Source organism: Oerskovia sp. USHLN155, from assembly GCF_037145535.1.
Taxonomy (GTDB): Bacteria; Actinomycetota; Actinomycetes; order Actinomycetales; family Cellulomonadaceae; genus Oerskovia; species Oerskovia rustica.
The window spans coordinates 202,558-228,105 of sequence record NZ_JBBCXG010000006.1; the positions used below are offsets into that span (position 1 = coordinate 202,558).

Genomic DNA, 25,548 nt, shown 5'->3' on the forward strand with positions numbered 1-25,548 from the left:
ACGACATGCCCGGCCGCAGGCTCTCGCGTGCCTGCCGACCCGACAGATGGAGAGACCATGAGCACGGTCACGAGGACGGACGAGTCGTCCGCACTGCCCCTTGCCGACAGCCACGACATGATCCGCGTGCAGGGCGCGCGCGAGAACAACCTCAAGGACGTCAGCGTCGAGATCCCCAAGCGCCGGCTCACGGTCTTCACCGGGGTCTCGGGCTCGGGCAAGAGCTCCCTGGTGTTCGGCACGATCGCGGCCGAGTCGCAGCGCATGATCAACGAGACGTACAGCGCGTTCCTGCAGGGCTTCATGCCCTCGCTCTCGCGGCCCGAGGTCGACCACCTCGAAGGGCTGACGACGGCCATCATCGTCGACCAGGAGCGCATGGGGGCCAACCCCCGCTCGACGGTCGGGACCGTCACCGACGCGAACGCGATGCTGCGCATCCTGTTCAGCCGCCTCGGGCAGCCGCAGATCGGCTCGCCGCAGGCGTACTCGTTCAACGTGCCCTCGGTGTCCGGCAGCGGCGCGATCACGATCGAGCGGGGCGGTAAGACGCAGGCCGAGAAGGCGACGTTCCACCAGCTCGGCGGCATGTGCCCGCGCTGCGAGGGCATGGGCAACGTCAACGACTTCGACCTGACCGCGCTCTACGACGACAGCCTGTCCCTCGACGAGGGCGCGCTCACGATCCCCGGCTACTCGATGGACGGATGGTACGGGCGCATCTACCGGGGCTCCGGGTTCTTCGACGCGACCAAGCCGATCAGCACGTTCACCCAGCGCGAGCTGCACGACCTGCTCTACAAGGAACCGACCAAGATCAAGGTCGACGGCATCAACGTCACGTTCGAGGGCCTGATCCCCAAGATCCAGAAGTCCTTCCTGTCCAAGGACGTCGACGCGATGCAGCCCCACATCCGGGCGTTCGTCGAGAAGGCCGTGACGTTCCAGACGTGCCCCGAGTGCCACGGGACGCGCCTGAGCCCTGAGGCGCGGTCGTCGAAGATCGCGGGCACCAGCATCGCCGACGCGTGCCAGATGCAGATCACCGACCTCGCGGAGTGGGTCCGCGGGCTCGACGAGCCGTCGATGGCCCCGCTGCTCAAGGGCCTGCAGCACCTGCTCGACTCGTTCGCCGAGATCGGGCTGGGGTACCTCTCGCTCGACCGACCGTCCGGGACCCTCTCCGGCGGCGAGGCCCAGCGCACCAAGATGATCCGCCACCTCGGCTCCTCGCTCACCGACGTCACGTACGTCTTCGACGAGCCGACCATCGGTCTGCACCCGCACGACATCGAGCGCATGAACTCCCTGCTGCTCCAGCTGCGGGACAAGGGCAACACGGTCCTCGTCGTCGAGCACAAGCCCGAGGCCATCGCGATCGCGGACCACGTCGTCGACCTGGGCCCGGGCGCGGGCACGGCGGGCGGCGAGATCGTCTTCCAGGGCACGCTCGACGGCCTCCGGGCCTCCGACACCACCACGGGCCGTCACCTCGACGACCGCGCGACGCTCAAGGAGACCGTGCGCCCACCGAGCGGGCAGCTCGAGATCCGCGGCGCGACCGAGCACAACCTCCGCGGCGTCGACGTCGACGTGCCGCTCGGCGTGCTGTGCGTCGTGACGGGCGTGGCCGGGTCGGGCAAGAGCTCGCTCGTCCACGGGTCGGTCGCGGGGCGCGAGGGCGTCGTCGTGATCGACCAGAGCGCGATCCGCGGCTCCCGGCGCAGCAACCCCGCGACCTACACGGGCCTGCTCGACCCGATCCGCAAGGCGTTCGCCAAGGCCAACGGGGTCAAGCCCGCGCTGTTCAGCGCCAACTCCGAGGGCGCGTGCCCGGTCTGCAACGGTGCGGGCGTCATCTACACCGACCTCGGCGTCATGGCCACGGTCGAGACCACGTGCGAGGAGTGCGGCGGCAAGCGGTTCCAGGCGAGCGTGCTCGAGTACACGCTCGGCGGGCGCGACATCGCCGAGGTGCTCGCGATGTCGGTGACGGACGCGGAGAGGTTCTTCGCCGAGGGCGACGGACGCATCCCCGCGGCCCACTCGATCCTGAGCCGGCTCGTCGACGTCGGGCTCGGGTACCTGAGCCTGGGACAGCCCCTCACGACGCTGTCCGGCGGCGAGCGCCAGCGCATCAAGCTCGCGACGCAGATGGGCGCCAAGGGCGACGTCTACGTCCTCGACGAGCCGACCACGGGCCTGCACCTGGCCGACGTCGAACAGCTTCTCGGGCTCCTCGACCGGCTCGTCGAGGCGGGCCGGTCGGTCATCGTGATCGAGCACCACCAGGCCGTCATGGCGCACGCGGACTGGATCATCGACCTCGGTCCGGGCGCCGGGCACGACGGCGGGCGCGTCGTCTTCGAGGGCACCCCCGCGGACCTCGTCGCGGACCGCTCGACCCTCACGGGCGAGCACCTCGCGGCGTACGTGGGCGGCTGACCGACCGCGCGACAGGTGAGCGCTCCGGGTGAGCGCTCCGGGTGAACGCTCACGGAGCACGAGAGTGGCGGGCAGGTCCTCGGACCTCCCGCCACTCTCAATCTATAGCGCACCGGGGGGCTTGCGGCAAGGCCCCCGTGGTGGCGCAGGATGGTCGGCCCGAGGCCAGAACGACGGAACGAGCCACAGCCATGACCCCCTCGAGCACGAGCGTGTTCGCCCTCCCACCCCGCCTCTCCCCCAAGGCCGACCCGGCCCTCGTCGACCGCGACGAGCAGCACCTCGCGGCCATCGCCGCCACCCTCGACGAGACGGTCGCGGACGTCTCCGCGCGCCTCGACGCGGCCCGCAGGTCCCCCGGCGGCAGCGGGACGCTCGCCCTGGAGCGCGACCAGGAGATCCACCGCCTCTCGTCCCGGCTCAGGACGCTGCGCCGCTACGGCGTGGACCTGTGCCTGGGCCGCATGGTCGCCGCGGACGGCTCCGAGCCCGTGTACGTCGGGCGCCTGGGCCTCACCGACCGCGCCGGGCGGCGCCTCCTGGTCGACTGGCGCTCCCCCACCGCCGCACCGTTCTTCAGCGCCACGAGCGCCCACCCCCTGGGGCTCGCGAGCCGCCGCCGGTACCGTTGGACGCAGGGCCGTATCAGCGACTACTGGGACGAGGTCTTCACGACCGACGGCACGGCCGCGGGCCTCGCGTCCCACGTGAGCCTCGACGACCAGTCTGCCTTCATCGCGAGCCTGGGAGCCGAGCGGACCCCGCGGATGCGCGACGTGCTGGGCACCATCCAGGCTGACCAGGACGCCATCATCCGCGCGGGTTCGGACGGCGCCCTCGTGGTCGACGGCGGGCCGGGAACGGGCAAGACCGTGGCGGCCCTGCACCGCGCGGCCTACCTGCTGTACGCGGACCCGCACGTCGGTCAGCACCGGGGAGGGGTGCTCGTCGTCGGGCCGCACCAGCCGTACCTGGACTACGTCGAGGACGTCCTGCCGAGCCTGGGCGAGGAGGGGGTGCAGACGTGCACCCTGCGGGACCTCGTCCCCGAGGGGGCGAAGGCCACCGTCGAGGCAGAGCCGGCCGTGGCCCGCCTCAAGGCCTCGGCCCGGATGGTCGGGGCGATCGAGCCCGCGGTGCGCCTGTACGAACGTCCTCCCCGGACGGGCACGACCGTCGAGACCCCGTGGCTCGACCTCTGGCTCAGCGCCGACGACTGGGCCGAGGCGTTCGAAGCCCCCGACCCCGGCACGCCCCACAACGAGGCACGCGACGTGGTCTGGGAGGCGCTGATCGAGATCCTGATGGACAGGCTCGGTGACGCGCAGGACGACGACGAGCTGCCGCTCGACCTCGTGCGCCGCTCCCTGGTGACCCACCGCGACCTGGCGAAGACCCTCAACAAGGCCTGGCCGCTCCTCGAACCGACCGACCTCGTCGGGGACCTGTGGGACGTGCCCGCCTACCTGAGGATGTGCGCGCCCTGGCTCACGCCGGACGAGGTCCGGACGTTGCAGCGCGACGAGCCGCAGGCCTGGACGGTCTCGGACCTACCCCTCCTGGACGCGGCGCGGCAGCGGCTCGGCGACCCCGAGGCGTCGCGTCGCCGTCGGCAGCACGCGGCGCAGGTCGCGGCGGAGCGCGAGGAGATGAGCAACGTCGTCGACCACCTCGTCGAGACCGACGACTCGGAGCTGCGGGTCATGTCGATGCTGCGCGGCCAGGACCTGCGCGACGCCCTGGTCGACGGCGCGTCCCTGCCGGGCGTGGCACCCGACAGGCTCGCGGGGCCGTTCGCGCACGTCGTGGTGGACGAGGCGCAGGAGCTCACGGACGCCGAGTGGCAGATGCTGCTGCTGCGCTGCCCGTCGCGCAGCCTCACGGTCGTCGGCGACCGCGCGCAGGCACGGCACGGGTTCACCGAGTCCTGGCGCGAGCGGCTCGAACGCGTGGGCCTGTCGCACGTCGACGTGGCGTCGCTCACCATCAACTACCGGACGCCGCAGGAGGTCATGGCCGAGGCCGAGCCGGTCATCCGGGCCGCGCTTCCGGACGCCAACGTGCCGACGTCGGTCCGCAGCGGCCACGCCCCGGTCCTGCACGGCGCCCCCGGGGACCTGGGGACCGTCCTCGAGACCTGGCTCGCGGAGCACCAGGGCGTCGCGTGCGTGGTCGGGGACCCCACGTTCCGGGCGACCGAGCGCGTGCGGTCCCTGACCCCGGTGCTCGCGAAAGGGCTCGAGTTCGACCTCGTGGTCCTGGTCGACCCCGCGTCGTTCGGCGAGGGCGACGACAGCATCGCGGGCGCGGTCGACCGCTACGTCGCGATGACCCGCGCGACCCAGCAGCTCGTGATCCTCACCTCCGGGAACGCGCCGCTGTCGGCCTGAGCCCGCGAGCGCCTGCGATGCGGACAGCACCGAGCCCCTCTCCCCGCGCGGGGAGAGGGGCTCGGCAGGGGTCGGTCAGGCTTCCTTCTTGGCTGCGGACTCCGCCTTGCGGGCCGCGCCGGTCTCGGTCGTCGCCCCCGAGGTCGAGAGCTCGCCACCGGAGGACTCGAGGTGCGCACGGACGAACCAGTGGAAGAGCTCGAGCTCGTGCAAGTGACCGACCAGGAGGTCGTTGGTCACGGTGTCGAGCTCCTCGGTGTCGGCGGCCGCCTTGCGGTGGTCGGCGATGACTCCCTGGTAGACCTCGTCGAGCGCACCCAGGTGGGCGATGGTCGACGCGCGGCCCAGGCTGTAGTCCTCCCAGGTCCGCTCGGCGACGATCGCGCCCGGCGTGCCGCGCGGCGGGACGCCGAGGGTGGCGATGCGCTCGGCCGTGGCGTCGACCATGGCACGGACGGCATCGACCTGCGGGTCGATCATCTCGTGGACGGCGATGAAGTGCGGCCCCACGACGTTCCAGTGGATGTGCTTGAGGGTCAGCGCCAGGTCGTTGAGCGCGTGCAGACGCTTCTGCAGGATCGCGGCGATCTTCCCCCCGTCCTTCAGGGTCAGCGACGGGACGGTGTACTCCGGCAGCTCCTTGCGGACAGCCATGTATTCCTCCTCGGTGCTCGGTCCATCAGCGCCTTGCGCTCCTTCCATCGTGGCCCGGGTGCCGTGCGCTCGCAGGTCGAGGGGTCGTGATCGCCGTCACGCTCCCCCCTCGACGCCCGTGGCCGTGCGGGACGTCCCGACGCTCAGTGCGCGGCCCCGCGGTCGAGCCCGAGCGTCGCGACGAGGTCCTCGTGCAGCTCGAACCACACGCGGTGGCACGAGTCGACGTCGGTGCCGTCGACCCAGCCGCCCTCCCCTGCGCGGGCCCGGCGCAGGGCCGTGGAGTAGCGGTCGTGGTACCCGCCGAACCGGGCGAGGACGTCGCCGAGCCGGTGCGCGAGCGGGGCCAGGGCGTCACCGATCGCGGCGAGCTCGTCGAGGACGTCGGCGTCCCAGGCGGGGTCGGCGTGGTCGTTGGGGGCCAGTCGCGCTCCTGGCGCGGGCCGCAGCTGCCAGTCGGTGCACGCCCGTTGGAGACGCGCGTTGAGCGGCAGGAACTCGCGGTAGGCGTCGCGGACGTCGTCGGCCCGGCCCGTGGCGGCGAGCTCGGCGGCGAGCCGACGCTCGTCCTCGCCCCGTCCCGCCTCGGTCAGCGACCAGCCGCTCAGGTCCGCGAACGCGGACCGTTGCACCCACCCGTACGCCTCGAAGTCGCCGAGCAGCTCGTCGGTCTCGGCCGGGTCGAGGTCGAAGCGGCGGGCGAGCGTCGCAGAGTCGGCGTATCCGCAGACGCGGACCGCGTGCAGGACGAGCAGGTCGATCGGGGAGTCCTGGGTCATGAGCGTCCCTCCTGCCGTGCCGAGAGACGGTGGAAGTGCTGCTGGCACGCCTGCGGGGAGTTGAAACCCATCGCGTCGGCGATCTGGGCCCAGGTCAGGCCTGCGCTGCGGGCCGTGAACAGCAGGCCGCTCTCGAGGCCGTCGACCTCGGCGCGCGCGGCGGGCAGCAGCGCGAGGGCGTCGAGGAGGTGCTCGGGCGGCAGGTCGGCGGACCGCCAGAGGGCGAACCGTGCGAGGTCCACGGCCGACGGCGGCACGGACGCGGGTTGCCACGGCCTCGGCGCGAGCGCGTCCGCACCCCGGGCGAGCAGGTGGATGCGGGCGCCCTGCTCGCGGCGAGCCTGGGCGTGGTCGGCCCGCGCGGCGCGGGCAGCCCGCGCGGTCGGAGCCTCCTGCGCATCGGGAGCGGTGTCGTCGTTGCGTGGCATGCGACGATCCTGCACAATCAACGAAATGTTGTCAACGATCTGTTGAAGGGGTTCGGGTGCTCGTTCCACTGGAAGAGGCCGCGCGCGCGACGTGCGGCGGCAAGGCCACGGCGCTCGGCGCGCTCCTGCGGGCAGGTCTACCCGTCCCCGACGGCTTCGTGGTGCCGTTCGACGTCCACCGGGCGGCAGTCCCCGACGACGTGCTGCGCGACGCACTGGCCCCCGCCCTGCGCACCCTCGGCTCGCCGCCCGTCGCGGTCCGGTCCTCGGCCGCGGGCGAGGACACGGCCCAGGCCTCGGCGGCCGGGCAGCACGAGAGCGTCCTCGCGGTCCAGGCGCCCGACGACGTCGCGCACGCCGTCCGCGCCTGCTGGGCCTCGCTGCACTCGCCCCGGGCGGTCGACTACCGGGCGGGGCTCGACGCCGACGGCGGCGACGGGGCAGCCTCGGGCGAGCCCGCCATGGCCGTGCTCGTGCAACGCCTGGTCGACGCCGAGGTCTCCGGCGTCATGTTCGCGCCCGACGATCCGGACGACCCGACCGTGGTCGAGGCGTCCTGGGGCCTCGGCCCCTCGGTCGTGGGCGGCACGGTCACGCCCGACACCTACCGCGTCGTGGCGCACGGGACCCTCGGCCGCAGGGCCGTTCGCGTGGCCTCACGGGTCGTCGCCGACAAGCAGACCCGGCTCGACCGGGACGGCACCCGCCTGGTCACGCGCGACGTGCCCCCGGGCGACCGGCGACGGCCCACGCTCGACGACACGACCGTCTTCCGCCTCGCCCGCCTGGGGTGGCGTGCAGCGAACCTCCTCGGCGGGCCGCAGGACGTCGAGTGGGCGCTCGCGGACGGCATGCTCTGGATCGTGCAGGCCCGCCCGATCACGGCGCCGCTCCCGGCCCCTTCGACGGACGTCACGGGAAGCGCACCACGGCTCGGCGACGGGAGCCTGCTGCGCGGGACCGCGGGCAGCACCGGCGTCGCGACCGGGCCGGCCAGGATCGTCCGCGGACCGGCCGACTTCTCACGCGTGCGCCCCGGCGACGTCCTGGTCTGCCCTTTCACCGACCCCGCCTGGACTCCCCTGCTGCGCATCGCCGCGGGCGTCGTCACCGAGACGGGAGGGGTGCTGTCCCACGCGGCGATCGTGGCCCGCGAGCGCCGCATCCCCGCCGTCCTGGGGGTCACAGGGGCCACCGGGCTGATCGTCGACGGCAGCCTGGTGACCGTCGACGGCGAGGCCGGGTCGGTCGCTGACCCACGCACACTGTCGGCACCGCCCCGGGACGGCGACCGCCCCTCGACACCAGGAGACACCCGATGAGCGTCCGACACCTCTACCTCGCTCGGCATGGCGCGGCCGACGCCTTCGGAGAGCTGACCGACGTCGGGCGCCGACAGTCGGACCTGCTGGGCGAGCGTCTCGCACGAGTGCACGTGACCGCCGTCTGGCACTCGCCGCTCCCTCGGGCGGCCGCGAGCGCCGCCGTCGTCGCGCGACACCTGCCGGGCGCGAGGGTCGCGGAGGCGGCCGAGCTCGTCGACCACGTGCCGTACGTGCCCGCGCGCTCCGAGACGCCGGCTACCTGGGCGGGTTTCTTCGACGGCTGGGACGAGGCCGAGGCCGCTGGGGGTCGCCGGACCGCCGACGCGCTGGTCGCGCGCTTCGCGACCCCGCCGGAGCCGGGTGCGGGCAGTACCGACGTCCACGAGGTACTGATCACGCACGACTACCCCGTCGCCTGGCTCGTGCGCCACGCGCTCAGCGCGCCGCCCGAGCGGTGGCTCGGCCTGAACAGCGCGAACACGGCGCTGACGGTGATCGAGCTCCGTCCCGGCCTGCCACCGACGCTCGTGGTGTTCAACGACCTGAGCCACCTGCCGGACGAGCTGCGCTGGACGGGGTTCCCGGGCGGCGAGACGCGGCCCTAGCTCGCGACGTGGACGTACCGCCGCCCCAGGTCGTCGCCCTCCCGCGGGCCGGGCATGGACGCACGACCCGCGCGACGCCGTCGGGCCTACGACCGCGCGGTGACGAGACCCGACTCGTAGGCGAGGATCACCAGGTGCGCGCGGTCGCGCGCGTGGACCTTCGCCATGATGCGGTTGACGTGCGTCTTGGCGGTGTGGGTCGAGATCACGAGCTCGGTCGCGATCTCCTGGTTCGTCAGCCCGCGGGCGACGAGGAGGAACACCTCGCGTTCGCGCTCGGTGAGGCGATCGAGCCCATCGCCCTCCCACGCGTCCGCTCGCGGCGTCTGCCGGTGCACGAAGCGCTGGACGAGCGCCTGCGTCGCGGCCGACGACAGCAGCGCCTCGCCCAGGTGGATCGTGTGCACCGCGCGCACGATGTCCTCGGGCTCGGCGCCCTTCCCGATGAACCCGCTCGCGCCCGCGCGCAGGGCCGCGACGACGTACTCGTCCTCCTCGAAGGTCGTCAGGACGAGCACCCGTGTCGTGCTGCCCGCCGGGCCGGCGCAGATCTGCTCGGTGGTCGCGATCCCGTCGAGCTCGGGCATCCGGATGTCCATCAGGACGACGTCGGGGGCCGACGCCGCGGCGGCCCGGACGGCCTCCCGGCCGTTCGACGCCTCGCCGACGACGAGGATCCCGCCGCTGTCGGTGAGGATGTCGCGCACGGCCTGACGCACCAGCGGTTGGTCGTCGACGACGAGCACGGTGATCATCGTCGCGACCCGCTCGCTGCGGTGACCGCGGCCCGCTCGGCGGGAACCGCGATGTCGAGCCGGAACTCGCCGTCAGCGCGCGACGTCTCGACCCGTCCCCGCACGGACGCGACCCGCTCCCGCAGGCCGCGCAGCCCGTGCCCGCTGGTGGGGACCGCGGCGTCCACCGCGCGCAGGGGGCTCGTCACGGTCAGGGCGAGCACGCCGTCGCGGTGACGGAGCTCCACGACGGCCCGGTCGCCCGCGCCGTGCTTGTGGGCGTTCGTGAGCCCCTCCTGCAGGGCGAGGTAGGCGACGTGGTCGCTCGCCGGCGAGAGGGCGACGGCGCCCGGGGCACGCCGCAGGTCGACGTGCAGGCCCACGTCGGCGAACCGTGCGACCAGGGCGTCGAGCTGGTCGAGCCCGGCCTGCGGGTGGAGGTCCTGCCGTTCGCCGTCTCCCTCCGCACGCAGGAGGGCCATGAGCCCGCCGATGTCCGCGAGGACCGTGCGCGAGGCGCTGCGGATCGTCGTGAGCGCCTCGCGCGCACGGTCGGGCCGGGTCTCGAGCGACGACGACGCCACGCCCGCGCTGAGGCTGATCACAGAGATCTGGTGCGCGACGACGTCGTGCAGGTCGCGGGCGATGCGCACCCGTTCCTCGACCACGCGCCGCCGGGCCTCCTCGTCGCGGTCCTGCTCCGCGCGTTCGGCGCGCTCCGTGACGGCCGCGAGCGCCTCACGCCGCGACCTGGTCGCGTCGCCCAGGGCTCCGGCGAGGACGACGAACGTCACGAACTGCATCGCGCGCGAGTCGAAGAGCTCGCCGTCGAGCGGGACGGCGGCCACGAGGAAGACGACGAGGGCGGCTGAGCCCACGCACGCGATGCCGACCGTGCGGCGCGTCCGGTCGGTGACCGCGAACGCGGTGATCACGACCGCGACGAGGGCGCTCGGGGACAGCGTGCCGGCGAGCGCCACGACGACCGTGCACGCGAGGCTCACCCCGAGGGCGACGAGCGGTCGGCGACGCCGCCACGGGATCACCACGACGGGCAGGAGCGCGACGACGACGAGCAGCCCCCGCGTCCGGAACAGCTCGTCGGGGAACGGCAGGACGCCGAAGAGGACGACGACGACGATCGCGACGACGTCGCTGAGGGGAACCGCTGCCGCGGCAGCACGGGGTGACGTCACTCCCCCAGTATCCCGGCCCGCCCACGGCGGCGGATCGCCCAGGAAGGTGACGTGCGCGTACCGCGATCGCGGTACGCAGGTGTCCACGCCGGGCTGACGCGCGTTGTCAGCCGGGCCACGATGCTGGACCGACGGCGGAGCGCACCGGGTGCTCCGTGGAGAGGAACGCGTGAAGAAGCCTGCGAAGAGAGCCCTCGTGGCCGTGGCGGCCGTCGGGGCCGTGCTGGTGCTCGGCCTGGGCACGACGAGCGTCGTGAACGCGGTCGCGACCAGCAGGGAGAGCGACCTGATCGAGACCTACGGCCAGACCGTGACGGTCGACGGACGGCAGATGAACGTCCGCGTCAGCGGGAGCGGCCCCGTGGACGTGGTCCTGCTGCCGGGGTTCGGGACCGCCTCGCCCGTCCTCGACTTCGAGCCGCTCGTCGCGGACCTCGCCCAGGATCACCGTGTCGTCGTCGTCGAACCCTTCGGCTACGGCCTGAGCGACGGCACCGACGTCGAGCGGACCACGCAGAACGTCGTGGCCGAGGTCCACGAGGCGCTCCAGGAGCTCGGCGTCGACCGCTACGTCCTCATGGGGCACTCGATCGCCGGGATCTACGGCATCGAGTACGCCTCGCGCTACCCCGACGAGGTGACGGCGTTCGTCGGGATCGACACGAGCGTCCCCGGCCAGCCGCACATGGACACGGAGTTCCCCACGGGCCTCATGTCCGCGGCCAGGAACCTCGGCCTGGCCCGCGTCCTCACCGCCCTGGGCGGCGACGGGCTCGACGGCTCCGTGTACTCCGACCACGCGCGCGAGCAGATGACGATGCTCGCCCACCGGAACTCCCTGCGACCCACGTACCTCGACGAGATGTCGCACATCGCCGTGAACTTCGAGCGCGCGCTCGGCACGACGTTCCCGGCGGACCTGCCGCTGCTGCTGTTCGTCGAGGCCGACAACGCGACCAACCCGGACTGGCTGGCGCTGCACGAGGAGCAGGCCGCGAGCGTCGAGGACGGCACCGTGGTGCCCGTACCCGGCGAGCACTACCTCCACCACACGCACGCGCCGCAGATCGCGGCAGGGTTCCGGGAGTGGGAGGCTGCTCGCGCGCTGACGACGGGCTGAGGACTGGCTGACTGCTGGGCGGCAGGGCGACGGCGCGGTGGGGCGGGGCGACGGGGCGGCGGCGCGGGCTGCTCCCGGAGCGGGCGGTACCGTGTGCGGGTGAACGGACGATCGCCCCGACGGGGAACGAGACGCGGACGCGCGGACGGTCGCCGACCGCTCGCCCCCGTGGCGCAGACGCGCCGAGCAGGCCTGCTGATGACCGCGATCTGCGTGGGCCTCGGTGCTCTCGTCGTCTGGCGGGGCGGGGACGAGATCGTGTCGGGCAACTTCGCGGTGCTCTTCCTCCTCGGACTCTGCCTGGTCGGGACAATCGGTTCCGTCGCCCTGACGCTGCGCTCGCCGCACCGGGAGCGCCTGTACCGGGTGGCGGAGTTCCTCGGGTGAGCGTGCGTCGTGGCGTTCTTCGCCTGCGTCGTCGTGTTCGGTCTCGTCGTCCCGGCGGTCCTGGTCTCGCCGGGCTCGGGCAAGGCGCCGGACACGGTCGGCGAGGCCCAGATGCTCGCCCTGTGGACCCTCGTCGTCTTCGTGGCCGTCACGGTCTCGGCGATCATGGACAGGCGTCGAGCCCGACGGCGGGGCGCCGGCAACGTCGCGACCGACGAACGATCGTGAGCCGCTCCACGACGTGGTGGCGAGGAGGAGACGCATGACGTACCAGCCGGGTTGGTATCCCGACCCTCAGGATCAGCGGCGGGTGCGCTGGTTCGACGGGAACCGTTGGACCGAGCACTCGGAGGCCGTGGTCGCGCGCCCCGCGCGGCCGCGGACGATGAGCGGGGGCACGATCGCGCTGATCGTCGTCGGCGCGATCGTGCTCCTGGTGGCGATGGTGCTCGAGGTCGTCGCCGTCGTCACACTGGTCGCAGGCTTCGCCGACATCGTCCAAGGGGTCGTGTGCGGCGAAGCCCCGCACTACTGCACCTAGATCCTCACGCCAGCGGCCGACGTTCGCCGGCGGATCCCGAAGCACACAGCCTGCCGGGTCCGATCTCGACGGAGCCTTGGCGATCTATATCGATACATGTCAATATAGAGATATGTCGATGCAAGCCGTGCAGAAGCCCACGTCCACGAGCAGTCTGAGTGCCGGGCGCCTGTCGACGCTCGACCGGTGGCTGCCCGCGTGGATCGGTCTCGCGATGGTCGCCGGCCTGCTGCTGGGCCGGTTCGTCCCGGTCTTGTCGGACGTGCTGGCCTCGATGGAGGTCGGAGGCATCTCGGTGCCGATCGCGATCGGCCTGCTCGTGATGATGTACCCGGTCCTGGCCAAGGTCCGCTACGACAAGGTCGCCTCCGTCACCGGGGACAAGAAGCTCCTGGTCTCGTCCCTGGTCCTGAACTGGCTCGTGGGCCCCGCGCTGATGTTCGCCCTGGCGTGGACCTTCCTGCCGGACCTTCCCGAGTTCCGCACCGGCCTGATCATCGTGGGCCTGGCCCGGTGCATCGCGATGGTCGTCATCTGGAACGACCTGGCCTGCGGGGACCGAGAGGCCGCGGCGGTCCTGATCGCGATCAACTCCGTCTTCCAGGTCCTCGCGTTCTCGCTGCTGGGCTACTTCTACCTCACGCTCCTGCCCGGTTGGCTGGGCCTGGACACCGCCGGGCTCGACATCTCCATGGGGCAGATCGCGCTCAACGTCCTGGTCTTCCTCGGAATCCCGCTCATGGCCGGGTTCGCATCGCGACTGATCGGTGAGCGCACCAAGGGCCGGGCCTGGTACGAGGACACGTTCCTGCCCGTGATCGGCCCCTGGGCCTTGTACGGGCTGCTGTTCACGATCGTGCTGCTCTTCGCCCTGCAGGGCGAGGCCGTGACCTCCAACCCGCTCGACGTCGCCCGCATCGCCTTGCCGCTGCTGGTGTACTTCGCCGTGATGTGGGGCGTGGGCATCGTCACCGGCAAGGTCCTGCACCTGGGGTACGCGAAGTCCACGACCCTGGCCTTCACCGCGGCCGGGAACAACTTCGAGCTCGCGATCGCGGTGGCGATCGCGACGTTCGGTGCCGCCTCCGGTCAGGCCCTGGCCGGTGTCGTCGGGCCACTGATCGAGGTCCCGGTCCTGGTGGGCCTGGTCTACGTCTCCTTGTGGACCGCCCGCCGCTGGTTCGCCGTCGACCCCTACGCCACCGCACCGGTGGCCGAACCCGAGAAGGTGACCCCATGACCACCGCTCCCCTGCCCTTGACGGTGCGCGACCCGGACTGCGGCCCCCAGATCGAGTCCCACGCCATCGGCGCCGACATCGCCACGGTCGTCGCGACCGCGCTCAAGGCCCTGGCCGAGCCGCTGCGACTGCGCATGCTGTCCTTCATCGCCACCGCCCCGGCCGGCGAGGCATGCGTGTGCGACCTGGCGGCCCTGACCGACGTGTCCCAGCCGACCGTCTCCCACCACCTCAAGGTGCTGCGCGACGTCGGGGTCCTGGCCTCCGAGCGGCGCGGCACGTGGGTCTGGTACCGCATCACCCCCGGCTACAAGGCGGCCGTGACCACCCTGCTGGACTCCTTCGCCCCGGCCGCGCTCGAGGCATCGGTGACCCAGGAAGTCCTTGGCGGGCTCAAGGACGTCGACCCGGCCCTGGATCACCTGGCCACCGAGCTCGCGACCACGTTCCCCGGCGTGCGGTTCGACGTCGTCCAACGCGTCGTGCGCGAGTCCTACACCGACCTGGCACGTTCGGCGAAGGTCTCCGCCCACCTGGTCACCCTCACCGAGCGCTTCGCCCGCCAACGACTGGCCGACATCACCCGCGAGCCGACAGGCCAGCCTCAGGTGCTGTTCGTGTGCGTCGCGAACGCCGGCCGCTCCCAGCTCGCCGCGGCCCTCGTGCGCCACTACGCCGGTGACCGCGTCACCGTCCGCTCGGCCGGCTCCACCCCCGCCGCCGAGATCCACGCCGGGGTCCGCGCAGCCCTCGACGACCTGGACACCGCCCACGACGCGTTCCCCAAGCCGTTGACCGACGACGCGGTCCGCGCGGCCGACGTCGTGATCACCATGGGCTGCGGCGACGTGTGCCCGGTCCTGCCCGGCAAGCGCTACGAGGACTGGCTCGTCGGAGACCCCGCCCTAGCCTCCCCCACCGGGGTCGCCGCGATCCGCGACGAGCTCGACACCCGGGTCCGTGCCCTGCTCACCGACCTCCTGCCCGACCTCACCCTGCCCGCCTGACCACACGCCCTCCCGGAGAACCTCATGACCACCCAGAACACCCCCGCCGACAAGCCGTCCGCCCTGTTCGTCTGCGTCCACAACGCCGGCCGCTCCCAGATGGCCGCCGGGTTCCTGCGCGCCCTGTCCGGCGGGGCCGTGGAGGTCCGCTCGGCCGGGTCCGTGCCCGCCGACCAGATCAACCCCGTCGCCGTCGAAGCCATGCTCGAAGCCGGGATCGACATCCGCACCCAGACCCCCAAGGTCCTGACCACCGAAGCCGTCCAGGCCTCCGACGTCGTGATCACCATGGGCTGCGGCGACGTGTGCCCCATCTTCCCCGGCAAGCGCTACGAGGACTGGAAGCTCGAAGACCCCGCCGGGCAGGGTATCGAGTCCGTGCGCCCCATCCGCGACGAGATCCACACCCGCATCCTGACCCTGCTCACCGAACTCGGCGTCGAGCCCGTCGAGATCCCCGCCACCGCCTGACCCCGGGCTCACCGAAGGGCCGGACGCGCGCGCGTCCGGCCCTTCGTCATGCACTCACTCGATGGTCGGGGCCGTCACGACCTCCCACGCCCCAGCGGCCTGGGCGTGATCGAGGACCTCGGCCAGGCGCCGGGTGCCGAACCCCGGCCGGTGACGGCCGGGTCGAGGGTGATCGTCTCCTCGACACTGTGCACGGACGAACGTCGCGGTGGAGGTGATCACGTAGTGGGCACAACTGCGAGCGAGCCCCGCCGCGTCGGCGGCGCTCGCTGCGCGCAGCTGCAGGCTCACCCGCAGGTGCTCGACGACGTCGGCTCGTCCCCGGAGCGCCCGTGCACCACGCCGGTCGCGAACCCGGACCCGGCCGGGGCGCCGACGCCGAGGGTGACCAGCTGCGGCTCCGCAGGCGAGGCGCCGCAGCACGAGCCGCCCGTCTCGTCCTCGGCCTCCAGTGCCAGATCGGTCGAGCACACACCGGTGGCGGGCAGGTTCAGCTGGACCAGGTCCGCCGCGGCCCGGTCGCCCGCCAGGGCGGCGGCGATCGAGCGGACCTGCTCGTACCCGGTGGCGAGCAGGAATGTCGGGGCCCGGCCGTAGGACTTCATCCCGGCGAGGTAGAACCCGTCGTCGGGGTGCTGGAGCAGCGTCTCCCCGTGCGGGGGCACCGTGCCGCAGGAGTGGAAGTTCGGGTCGATGAGCTCGGCCAGGCGGCGCGGGGACTCGACCACCGGGTCCAGGTCGAGGCGCACCTCACGCAGCATGTCCAGGTCCGGGCGGAACCCGGTCGCGTTCACGATCGCGTTGACCTGCAGGTCCAGCACCTCCTCGCGCGAACGGCCCAGGACCCGCACCGTGTCCTGGCCGGGCACGAGCTGCTCGATCGAGGTCCACCTCACCAACGTCAACCGGCCCGCCTCGACGGCGGCCTGCAGGCGGGTGCCCAGCAGCCCGCGCGCGGGCAGCTCGTCGTCGGCCCCGCCGCCGAACAGGCGCCGCGCAGAACCGCCGCGGATCGCCCAGGTCACCGTCGTTCCCGGCGCGGACTCCCCGAGCTCGACCAGGGACAGCAGCGTGTTCGCTGCCGAGTGCCCCATCCCGACGACGAGCGTGTGCCGGCCGGCGAACCGCTCGCGGGCCGTTCCCAGGACGTCGGGCAACGGGCCGGTGACGAAGGCCTGCGCCTGCGCCTCACCGAGAGCGGGCAGACCGCTGGTCCCCAGCGGGTTGGACGTCGTGAACGTCCCGGACGCGTCGATCACCGCGCGCGCCAGCACGTCCTCGACCTGCCCGTCCGCCCTCAGGGTCCGCACCCGGTACGCGCGCCGCTCCCGGCCCAAGGACCGAGTCCTGTCCGCGCCGTCGCGAGCCACTGCCAGCACCCGCGTCCTGGTCCGCAACCGGGACGCGATCTGCTCGGTCGCGGCCAGCGGCGCCAGGTACTGGTCCACGAGCTCGCCGCCCGTGGGCAGCTGGTCCAGGTCAGGGACCCTCCATCCGGTGGGCTCGAGCAAGCGGCGTGCGGCGTCGTCGATGTCGTAGCGCCACGGCGAGAACAACCGCACGTGCCCCCACGATGCCACCGCCGCTCCCGGTCCGTCGCCCGCCTCGAGCACCACCGGCTCCAGGCCCCGCTCCAGCAGGTGGGCGGCCGCGGCCAGCCCCACCGGTCCCCCACCGATCACCACGACCGGAAGTTCCGCACGCACGACCTCGCCCATCACCACTCCTCGCATCGACAACCATCAATGAACGCCGTGTCGACAACGTATCCATAAACTTCGATACATGGCAAGATGGAGTCCATGACCACGACGACGGACCTGCCCCTCGCGCCAGCCGGCACCAGCGATACCCCCTGCTGCGCACCGCTGGTCCGCCAGGCCGCCGACCCTCAGACCGCGCGCGACCTCGCGCGCACCTTCAAGGCCCTGGCCGACCCCACCCGGGTCCAGCTGCTCTCGATCGTCGCCTCCCACGACGGCGGCGAAGCCTGCGTGTGCGACCTCACCGAACCCGTCGGCCTCTCCCAGCCGACCGTCAGCCACCACCTCAAGATCCTCGTCGACGCCGGCCTCCTCACCCGTGAGCAACGCGGACGCTGGGCGTACTACTCGCTCGTCCCCGGCGCCCTCACCGCGCTCGCCGACACCTTGACCGAGACGACACGCTGAGCCCGCCCGACGGCGAGCGGGCTCGCTCGCGCGCCTGCTCCGGGGGCGCCCCTGACTCCGAGCCCTCCGAGACTTCCCCGTCGTCCGCCTCGGCGATGACCGTGATCATCGGCAAGCACGGCGCTTGACCCGGCCGCAGGTGAGCACTGAGGACCTCACAGTGACGAGGTGGTGGCGACCGAACCGCTCATCGTTCCCTGACTGCTGAAACGGCAGTGATCGTGCGCTCCGTCGTCGGCCACGACTCCGGCCGGACCGAACCCCCGAGGCGCGGGCTCTGTCGCCCATGCGCAGCGTCACTTTCACCCGTGTGCGTAGCGTGTACTTCGCCCAGGTCCGGATACGACGAGAGGCCCGGAATCTCAACGATTCCGAGCCTCTCGCTTCTGTCGGGCTGACAGGATTTGAACCTGCGACCCCTTGTCCGATGGCCGATAACTCTTCAGAGCCTGCCCACTCCCCCGAATCGAACCCTGACCTGCATGTTTATCGGTACTCGTTTTCTGACTAGTGCCGATGACCCGTCAGAACGTGACCTCGTACGACGCCGCAGGGTAGGTTCGTGGAGACCTTTCCGGCAAAATCTCGCCACCGCCGCGGGCACCTGGTCACACCGGGACGGATCACTGCCAGCGCCGATCAAAGTCGCGCCACAACGAGGCGGGCGCTCAGCTTCTCCAGTCGAATCCCCATGCGGCTCAGTTGAACCGGAAAGTGCGGTACGAGCTCCGCACGATGAAGCGGCGCCCATCCTTGCGACGCTGGAGGAACCCAGCGATGGTGTCGATGTCGTTGGGGCGCATGCCCAGCGCGCGGCACTTGGCCCGCACCTGCTCGACCGTGATCGGCACCCAGCGCTCGGGTCGGTTCATCATGTCAGCCATGAGCTTGTCTTCCTCGTTCCACTTCAGCCCCGTGGAGTAGCCAGCGGCCATGCCCGCGACGTACTCGAGGATGCCCTCCACGCCGTTCGGGAGCGGCACCGGGGTGTCCATCATCTGGGCCGCTGACGTTTCCTGGACCGTGCGGCCCTGCAGGAGCTGGACAGGGTTTGCGTCACCGACCCACTCAGCCGTCTCCTCTTCGTTCCACTCGATGACGGTGAGTGCGTCTGCTTCGACGCCCCACAGGTCGTGTAGGTGCTTACGATCCGGCCAGGCGTAGGCCACCCGCCGCCCGTCGAGGGAGCCGGTGGCGAATCCGCGCCAGGTCAGGTGGAGCACGCCTGGCTGCGTCAGAAGCCGCTTCAGGCTGTCGCCGTCGAACTGCCTGCGCGGCGTCACGACGACGACGGGACCGCCGGGCTGATCGAGCAGCCAGTTAATCGCGCGCACGTTCTGCGGCTCGCGCGAGGTCTCACCCTTGCTGAGCCGCGAGATCGCAACAGGGAACGGGAACTGATCGGACGACATCGGGCGGTCTCCTTGATCTTCGTGGCTCGTGCGCTCACGCTAGCGGCAGCCCCCTACACGACTTCCTGGGTGCACCTGACAGGGCTGCCGAGACCATTGCTCCCTATGACGAACATGTCCGAGTGCTCCCGCACTCGGGGTCTGCTGAACTGTTGTGCGGACGATCCGCCTACTCGCGCTCACGGCCAGCCATACTGCGGGTCCGGGTCGGGGCTGCGCCCGAGCGGCTTGCAGATGAGCGCCAGCAGCACGATCTGTCCGTCAGGGCTGGTTGTGGTGACCCTGGTCGACCGGCGCAGGCGCCACGGGCATGATGAGCGAAGGATCGAACTGCATGCGGAAGTCCGGCGCCGCGCTCGCTTCCGTCATCAGCGCGTCGCGCACGTGCGGACTCAGCTGCAGTTGCGGCAGCTCGTCGCCACGGCGCATGGCACGTCCGAACCATCGGCGTGAGACCCCCGCCCGCACTCCGGCATCTGCCTCGAGCACCGGCTCCGCCACGACGGTTCCCGGGTCCGCCGGTTCGGCGACCACGGTTGGGGCGAGGGCGGCGTCGAGGGGCGCCGCGACGAAGGCATCCCTCAGCAGAGCGGGATCGCGCACACCACCGACCGCTGCGATCTCGTCGGGTTGCGCCATCGCCCGCGCGACTAGTGGGGTCGCGTCGGCGGCAATGATCCTGCGCATCTGCGCTACACGGCCGCGACCGACGCTCGGCTCGGGTTGTACGGGATCAGGCTGCGGCGGCTCCGGGTGCTCGGGCACGGGTTGGACCGGCGCGACGGCGACGAGGTAGCGAGGATCCTCCCAGGCGAGGTTGCGTTCGAGCAGCACTTGCGATTGCTCGATGACCTCGGCGCGTGTGATCAGGAAGTCCTGGGCCCCGCCGGACGGCGCCGGCTCGGCTCCGGGAGGCAGTGCCATGCGCGTAACGCGGATGTTCCGCGCGAACACGACGGCCCGCACATAGCTGGGGCAGGTCCAGGTCCACCGCCCACTGGTACCGGCAAATCCCGCACAACATCTGCCGCTCGCGCGATTAGTCGATCCGTCGTTCCATGGCTCCATTCTCCGCGAGCGATCGGCGATGCCCGAAGCCATGGCGCGACGAGGCGCGACCCCAGGCAGACTTCCGGAAATCACTCACCGTGTGAAGCGTCGTTGGGTTGAGACCGCCACGTGCGTCGGGCACCACCACTGCGGCCGCGACGCCCTGTCGGAGCATGTCGCAGAACTAGAGTCCGACAACCCTAGGCTTCGAAAAAACGCGACCCGAGGGTTTCGCTACCGTCCGCTGCTGCCATGTCCGCGTGCGTCGACGATCCACCGCCCATTAGGCGTCACTGGGGGCTCAGGGGACCGTGCACCCCAACGTCGCGACGCGGGACTCCACCTCTGATCGTCATCACCGTGACCTCCAGACCGCACCGTCGAGATCTGGGCCGGAGCTAGCGCTAGTTGAGGCGAAAGGTACGATTGGTAACTCTGATTGGCTTCGGCGCCGGACCTCTTGCTTGTGTAGAGCAACGGCCCCCGCGCAAAGGACGTCAAGGTCCCTGGGGCGGCGTCGACCAGGCTGGCGTCCACAGACACGTCATCCCACGTGGCCACGGCTGCCGGATCGACGAACCATCCGTTCTCAGGATAGGAGATGCCACTCGGGTTGATCCGCGTCCTCGCCACCTCCTCGCCGGTCGGGGGGCGAAGGGGAACCGACCTCCGCCCGGGTCACACCTGGCGACCATGCCATGGATTTCGCCTGTATCGCGAGCCCCAACCTGCAGCTGCACGAGGCTAGTTGACAGTGACGGTGTACTGCGAGCGACTCTGCGCCGTCTCGTGCGAGGTGCCTCGGGTGATGCGCCCGCTCGTCCTAAGTACTCTCAGCAGCCGGTCGTGAACGTCCTCGCGATCGAGTTTGAACTTCGCTCCAGACTGGGAGATCAGGTTGTATGGCGCGCCCAGATGGGTGAACACCTCGACGATGTCGTCCACAGTCGGGCCAGGCGTGGTCGCGCAAAGCAGCCGCAGCATCAACGTCACACCAGTCCCATCGCTATGAGCCTGCACCCGTGCGATGCGCGCCACTGTGGCTGGTGTGAACGAGACAGCGTGTGTGTCGGCGTAGGTGGCGGCAGCCTTGAGGGCCGGCCAGTCGTCGTCAGGGACGTACTGGTCGATGTCCTCAACGACGAGGTGGCCGACCTTCGCTGTGGCGGAGCGATCGGTGAGCAGGGCACCGACCATTCCCTCGACGAGCGCGGGGGTGATGAACTTGGCGATGCTGCCCGAGGCTGCGATTGCCGGCCCAAGGGCTGCCCACCCTCCGATCCTGATCCGGTCGAAGGTCGGCGCGTTGTCGTCGATGAGCTCGCGCTCGATCAGCAGCGCGAAGAGATCTCCTTTGTCCCAAGTGATGTCATCGGCCGATAGTGGCAGCGGGGCATTGAGGCTCTCTGCGAGCTGGAGGCACTCCTCGTTCGTCAGCCCGGCTTGCGCGTTGAGGATGGCTACCGCCGCCGCTACGCGGTCGTACTCGTTTCCGTCGGGGCCCGTGACTTCGGCTGCCGTGTCGACGTGCAAGTTGCCAGCGCGTTTGAGGAGGGATGCGAGATACGGGTCGACGGCCCCGTCGGCGTGGGCGCGGTATTCTTCGACGTTTGCCAGCGACGCACGAAACAGTCCGGCGGCTGCGACCGCGGACCAGGTGGACCGCGGAGCTAAACGCAGTTCCGTCAGGCATGCGTCGGGGGACGTGTGGGCGAGGAGCTCGGCGATGCCCCCCTCAAGAGGGTCCGCCATCTGAACCTCGTCCCAGTCGGCGGTGAGGTCGCGCAGGACCGTGACGAGGACTTCCGGGCTTTTGACGGCGTAGTCAGTGGCGGAGTCAGATCCAACTGCGGCCAGATACGCCGAGATCTGTTCTAGGCAGTGGGCGTAGACGGTGCCGTTATCTTGAGCCCGGTCCAGCGAGATCATCCCGGGGTGGCCCAGCGCAGTACGCAGGTTGTCGGCAGTGAGCGTGTACCGGCGCGCGTCGACGATGAGGGCGCGGACGCGGAGGTCGCTCACCTTGGCGAGGTCCGAGATGACGACCTGCGCCCGCTCGAGAACCGCCACGACCCGCCCTGGGACGCTCGCATTGCCGACCGCCAGGGCAGCGTCATCGGTGGTCTCTTTGAACTCTTCATCTTCGGCCATCGGACCGAACGCGGGCATTGCGCCGTAATGCGCCGCGATGAACATGCGGGCATCTTCGTCGAAGTCGTAGATCGCTCGAGAATCGAACGCGGCAATGGCGACGCTAATCAGAGTCGGACGAGCGTTCATCGGCACATCGTCGTCGCCAGCGAGGTAGTTGAACACCTCGCGCCATCCGTGCCCGGCCAGAAGTGCAGCGAGTCGGGTGCGTTCGGACTTACTCGAGGTGAAGTACGCGGCCAGGAAGATGCGCGCGTCGTTGTCTGGCCCCGACGCGACGAGGTGCTTGACGACGACGGCAGCACCGGCGTGGTCGTTGATCAGGAGGTAGTTGACAATGTCGATGTTGTACGCGCTGACCGCGTCCAGGAGCTCCTCGCCGGCGTCATTTGCCTCGGTGAGGAGGTTGGCGACGTAGCCGGCCTTGCCCAGGTCGTAGGCGACGTCCATCGTGTTGGTCTGTACGTGCTGCACCATGAAGTTCGCGACCTCGACGCCGATGAAGTGGCCATAGAACTGTGCTGCGTACAAGGTGAAGTTCCGGTCGATGTAGCGGCGTCGGACGAGGTCACAGGCGAGATCGGACTGCAGCGTCGCTTCTAGCAGTTGAGCAAACGTCTTCAGCAGCGCGGACGGCGCGCCCGCGGTGGGGGCCGGAGAATCCGAGGGCTTCGGGGAGTCCGCGGGTCCCGGAGGGTTCGGGTAGTCCACAGATTCGGGGGACTTCGGAATCAGCATGAACTGCGTCATGTCGTTGAGGTCGGCGAAGTCCGCGCGCCGAAGTCTCTCGATGTCGGCCTCGATGCTGGCAAGCTCAGACTGGACGGAACTCTCGTCGTATTCGTCCCATCGGCTCGCGTCGAGCCCTTCGGGCGCGAACACCACTAGCGAGTTGCTGTCGAGCTCTCCGACCACATTCTCCGCAACGAGAACCTTGAGCGTCCGTCGCTGGGCTACCTCCGCCCAGAACTCGTACTTTGCCGCGTCACCCGACTCGAACGACCTAGTGCCGACTCGGAACGAGATACTGCCCCGGGAGTACCCAGCGGCGCTACGCATAGGTCCAGCGAGAGTGATGAGACGGGCACCCAGCATGCTGGCGGTTTCCGTACGAGTGCGGACACGCTCTGGCTCGGCGAGCAGGATGCGCTTCCGGTCGTCGCGAGTGGCGATGTTCTCGCGGACCATCCGCCGGTAGATCTCGTAGAGTCGGTCGAGGTCGCTGTCTCGGCGGGTGATGTTCTCGAAGTCTTCGAGGTGGAAGTTCTTGTAGGCCACCAGTGCGAACAGTCGACTCGGGTTCACGCCCGGTGCCGGCGTCTTCGGCGCCTTTGAATCAAGGAGCCGCTCGGCAAAGACCAGGTACTCGTTGCACATGTTGCGCATGAGCCGCATGTCGGTGCAGTGTCGCGCGATGGTGTTCACCAGCCGCGGTTCGACGCCTTCGATGCCCCGCTCGACCAGCAGTCGAATGAGCAGGTCACGGGCGTTGCGGTGCGAGATGAACGGTACAAGCGGGATGACGATGTCGAAGAACTTGGTCCGGTTCGCCCGTAGCGTCTCAGTCGCGGCAGCATCCATCGGGCGGGCGATCGCCGGCGAGGGGGTTTCCGGCGGCGATGCGGCCGACTGCGCGTCGCTCTCACTGGCTGCACCACTTGTCGGGGCGGCGGACTTGCGGGACGCGGCCTCTCTGGTGGCGGTGCCGGCCGTGGCGGCGTCGATCTTGCCAAAGACGCTGTCTCTGACCGCATAGACGAACCGCAAGGGAACTCCCCGGCCGAGGAGTCGGGTGGCCCACCGGTACGACAACCTCGCAGCGACCCTCTCGGACAGCCCCGTGGAGAAGAACTCCAAGATCGCCGTCACGGTACGTCCGGGGAGACTCCCGCGCCTCTTGCGCCGCCTCTTCGGGGTCTCGTTGAGCAAGACGTTCAGCTCACGCAGGGCCTCGAAGATGTGCGGGTCCTCGAACCGGTCCAGATCCTCAAAGATGACGATGTCCCTCGACTCCTGGTCGAAATAGTGGACAATCTCGTCGAGGTACTTGTCGAAAAACGACTCTGCCTTCTCCGACAGCGTCAACCCGGCGCCGGCCGCAGACACGTCCGAAAGGAACCGGCCGTAGGTCACGAGTCGCAGCGAGCCGACCACCCCTGTCGCCAGTGCGGCTGCCCCGGCCCACGCCGCCCACCGCGCCCACGCGGACTCGTCGGGGCCTGTCCACTTGATGTCCGGGAGCCACCCGAACAGGTATAGCAACGCGCCAACACCCAGGACGAGCACGGCAGCCTGCGCGAACGCGCGTGGCTTCGACAAGACGGCGATCTTTGCGAACCGGGAGTTCTTCCCGACCTTCTGCGAGGCGCCGTAGACCAACTGCTTGACGACTTCCTTCTGGATGCGGTTGGTCGTGCTCTCACCTTCCTCGCCCGGGGCGAGGGTCGAGATGGCCAGGCGTTGCGTCGTCCTACGGTGGTTCGCCTCGAACATGTCCAGGACGCTGGACTTGCCAGCCCCGTAGCGACCTGTCAAAGCAATGTTGAGGTTTCTCGGGTCCCTTATTGCCTCCTCGAGCCGCCGCAGATAGGTCTCGTGTTGCTCCTCGTCGAATCTCGGCGCCAGCGACTGTAGGGGCAGCGCTGCCATGCCAGCGCTGCCTACGTCCTGCGCCTCGTCGCCCTGCCTGGGGTCGGGATCAGAAGTGAATGCCGAAGAGTCGGGTTCGCCGCCACTCGGCACAGTGGCTAGCGGCGCTCCCGTGGGCGACTGACTGCCATATGTCGCAGGTGGGCCGTCCCCCGGACCGCTCACCTGGTCGCCGGTCGGCTCCGAGCCGTTCGTCACCGCGTCCCTTTCATCCTGCGCAACTTGAGAGATCAACCTAATGGGCCCGTGGTGCCCCCGACAAACTAGCGACTGTACAACTCACCCTCCAGTTGGGTACGCCCGCGGTGCTCCCCGGTGCTCTCGGCTCGCAAGACCATTGGAGTCCACCGACACACACAGGAACTTGCCGACTTGCGCCTCAGCGCTAGGGCGCTGACGACGTCGACACCAGGACCCTATGGAGGCGTTGGTGTGGCGCGGCACCCGAGTTCACGCTCGCCAGGGATCAGCCTGGCGGCATTGCTGGCTTCAGGCAACGAGGGAGCTCAGCGAGTGAAGATTGGTCGATCCGCATGAAGTTGCCCTCTCGCGGAACGGCGGGTGGGCAATTCAGGGCGCCTATGGCGGGCACGATGTCCGCTTTGAGGGTGCGCATGTCCTCCTCGACGGACTGCACACGCACTCGTCCACCATCGGTCCGCGCTTCGAGCATTCTCGCGGAGGCCCAGAGCCGGGCAGCAGTCTCGAAACGGGAACCCGGCGGTCCGCTCGGACTCGACGTGGCCACCGTAGATCTCGTGCTTCGCCCGCCACAGTTCGACCGCGCCGTCCG

General features: G+C 70.4%; 21 protein-coding genes. 12 read left to right on the top strand and 9 right to left on the bottom strand.

What is annotated here, in order from left to right:
• Positions 1-57: 57 nt before the first annotated feature.
• The gene (locus WFH32_RS10545) at positions 58-2,445 is read left to right on the top strand and encodes an excinuclease ABC subunit UvrA (protein ID WP_336707332.1); all 2,388 of its coding nucleotides are present in this window, start codon (positions 58-60) and stop codon (positions 2,443-2,445) included.
• Positions 2,446-2,636: 191 nt separating this feature from the next.
• On the top strand, positions 2,637-4,835 hold the full coding sequence (gene helR / locus WFH32_RS10550; protein ID WP_336707333.1) for an RNA polymerase recycling motor ATPase HelR: 2,199 nt from the start codon (positions 2,637-2,639) through the stop codon (positions 4,833-4,835).
• A gap of 75 nt (positions 4,836-4,910) precedes the next feature.
• On the opposite strand, the gene WFH32_RS10555 is transcribed toward helR, so the two are convergent.
• From WFH32_RS10555 to WFH32_RS10565, 3 genes are all read right to left on the bottom strand, one after another.
• Positions 4,911-5,489 carry a Dps family protein gene (locus WFH32_RS10555; RefSeq protein WP_138824486.1) on the bottom strand — a complete coding sequence of 193 codons (579 nt, stop codon included), beginning with the start codon at positions 5,487-5,489 and terminating at the stop codon, positions 4,911-4,913.
• A 143-nt stretch (positions 5,490-5,632) separates the two neighbouring features.
• Positions 5,633-6,268, bottom strand: coding sequence for a transcriptional regulator (locus tag WFH32_RS10560; protein ID WP_336707335.1), 636 nt, complete (start codon positions 6,266-6,268; stop codon positions 5,633-5,635).
• Complete coding sequence (locus WFH32_RS10565; protein WP_336707337.1) at positions 6,265-6,696, bottom strand: DNA-binding protein; 432 nt, start codon at positions 6,694-6,696, stop codon at positions 6,265-6,267. The genes WFH32_RS10560 and WFH32_RS10565 overlap by 4 nt, the downstream gene beginning before the upstream one ends.
• 56 nt (positions 6,697-6,752) lie before the next feature.
• Here WFH32_RS10565 and WFH32_RS10570 point away from each other — a divergent pair, with 56 nt between their 5' ends.
• Positions 6,753-8,018, top strand: coding sequence for a PEP/pyruvate-binding domain-containing protein (locus WFH32_RS10570; RefSeq protein WP_336707338.1), 1,266 nt, complete (start codon positions 6,753-6,755; stop codon positions 8,016-8,018).
• Positions 8,015-8,626, top strand: coding sequence for a histidine phosphatase family protein (locus WFH32_RS10575; RefSeq protein WP_336707340.1), 612 nt, complete (start codon positions 8,015-8,017; stop codon positions 8,624-8,626). Before WFH32_RS10570 ends, WFH32_RS10575 begins: the two co-directional genes overlap by 4 nt.
• 86 nt (positions 8,627-8,712) lie before the next feature.
• Here WFH32_RS10575 and WFH32_RS10580 read toward each other — a convergent pair whose 3' ends face one another.
• The gene (locus WFH32_RS10580; protein ID WP_336707342.1) at positions 8,713-9,381 is read right to left on the bottom strand and encodes a response regulator transcription factor; all 669 of its coding nucleotides are present in this window, start codon (positions 9,379-9,381) and stop codon (positions 8,713-8,715) included.
• Positions 9,378-10,556 (bottom strand): sensor histidine kinase, encoded by a 1,179-nt coding sequence (locus WFH32_RS10585; RefSeq protein ID WP_336707343.1) that lies wholly within the window; start codon positions 10,554-10,556, stop codon positions 9,378-9,380. Before WFH32_RS10585 ends, WFH32_RS10580 begins: the two co-directional genes overlap by 4 nt.
• 169 nt (positions 10,557-10,725) lie before the next feature.
• Here WFH32_RS10585 and WFH32_RS10590 point away from each other — a divergent pair, with 169 nt between their 5' ends.
• The 7 genes from WFH32_RS10590 to WFH32_RS10620 all read left to right on the top strand — a co-directional run bounded on the left by WFH32_RS10590 (position 10,726) and on the right by WFH32_RS10620 (position 15,322).
• Positions 10,726-11,676: an alpha/beta fold hydrolase gene (locus WFH32_RS10590; RefSeq protein ID WP_336707345.1), complete on the top strand. Its 951-nt coding sequence runs from the start codon at positions 10,726-10,728 to the stop codon at positions 11,674-11,676.
• Between the two features lie 198 nt (positions 11,677-11,874).
• Complete coding sequence (locus WFH32_RS10595) at positions 11,875-12,063, top strand: hypothetical protein (protein WP_336707347.1); 189 nt, start codon at positions 11,875-11,877, stop codon at positions 12,061-12,063.
• Between the two features lie 9 nt (positions 12,064-12,072).
• Positions 12,073-12,291, top strand: coding sequence for a hypothetical protein (locus WFH32_RS10600; protein ID WP_336707349.1), 219 nt, complete (start codon positions 12,073-12,075; stop codon positions 12,289-12,291).
• A gap of 34 nt (positions 12,292-12,325) precedes the next feature.
• Positions 12,326-12,604, top strand: coding sequence for a DUF2510 domain-containing protein (locus WFH32_RS10605; protein WP_336707351.1), 279 nt, complete (start codon positions 12,326-12,328; stop codon positions 12,602-12,604).
• Positions 12,605-12,722: 118 nt separating this feature from the next.
• Positions 12,723-13,844 (top strand): ACR3 family arsenite efflux transporter, encoded by a 1,122-nt coding sequence (gene arsB / locus WFH32_RS10610; RefSeq protein ID WP_336707353.1) that lies wholly within the window; start codon positions 12,723-12,725, stop codon positions 13,842-13,844.
• A complete protein-coding gene (locus WFH32_RS10615) occupies positions 13,841-14,851 on the top strand; it encodes a metalloregulator ArsR/SmtB family transcription factor (RefSeq protein WP_336707355.1) in 1,011 nt (336 codons plus the stop codon). The genes arsB and WFH32_RS10615 overlap by 4 nt, the downstream gene beginning before the upstream one ends.
• Positions 14,852-14,875: 24 nt before the next feature.
• A complete protein-coding gene (locus WFH32_RS10620; protein ID WP_191796937.1) occupies positions 14,876-15,322 on the top strand; it encodes an arsenate reductase ArsC in 447 nt (148 codons plus the stop codon).
• Between the two features lie 287 nt (positions 15,323-15,609).
• On the opposite strand, the gene WFH32_RS10625 is transcribed toward WFH32_RS10620, so the two are convergent.
• A complete protein-coding gene (locus WFH32_RS10625; RefSeq protein ID WP_336707357.1) occupies positions 15,610-17,040 on the bottom strand; it encodes an FAD-dependent oxidoreductase in 1,431 nt (476 codons plus the stop codon).
• Between the two features lie 84 nt (positions 17,041-17,124).
• Here WFH32_RS10625 and WFH32_RS10630 point away from each other — a divergent pair, with 84 nt between their 5' ends.
• On the top strand, positions 17,125-17,493 hold the full coding sequence (locus WFH32_RS10630) for an ArsR/SmtB family transcription factor (RefSeq protein ID WP_336707358.1): 369 nt from the start codon (positions 17,125-17,127) through the stop codon (positions 17,491-17,493).
• Between the two features lie 698 nt (positions 17,494-18,191).
• On the opposite strand, the gene WFH32_RS10635 is transcribed toward WFH32_RS10630, so the two are convergent.
• From WFH32_RS10635 to WFH32_RS10645, 3 genes are all read right to left on the bottom strand, one after another.
• A complete protein-coding gene (locus WFH32_RS10635; protein ID WP_336707359.1) occupies positions 18,192-18,905 on the bottom strand; it encodes a hypothetical protein in 714 nt (237 codons plus the stop codon).
• A gap of 261 nt (positions 18,906-19,166) precedes the next feature.
• The gene (locus WFH32_RS10640) at positions 19,167-20,006 is read right to left on the bottom strand and encodes a hypothetical protein (protein ID WP_336707360.1); all 840 of its coding nucleotides are present in this window, start codon (positions 20,004-20,006) and stop codon (positions 19,167-19,169) included.
• A gap of 693 nt (positions 20,007-20,699) precedes the next feature.
• Complete coding sequence (locus WFH32_RS10645; protein WP_336707362.1) at positions 20,700-24,755, bottom strand: YobI family P-loop NTPase; 4,056 nt, start codon at positions 24,753-24,755, stop codon at positions 20,700-20,702.
• Positions 24,756-25,548: the final 793 nt, after the last annotated feature.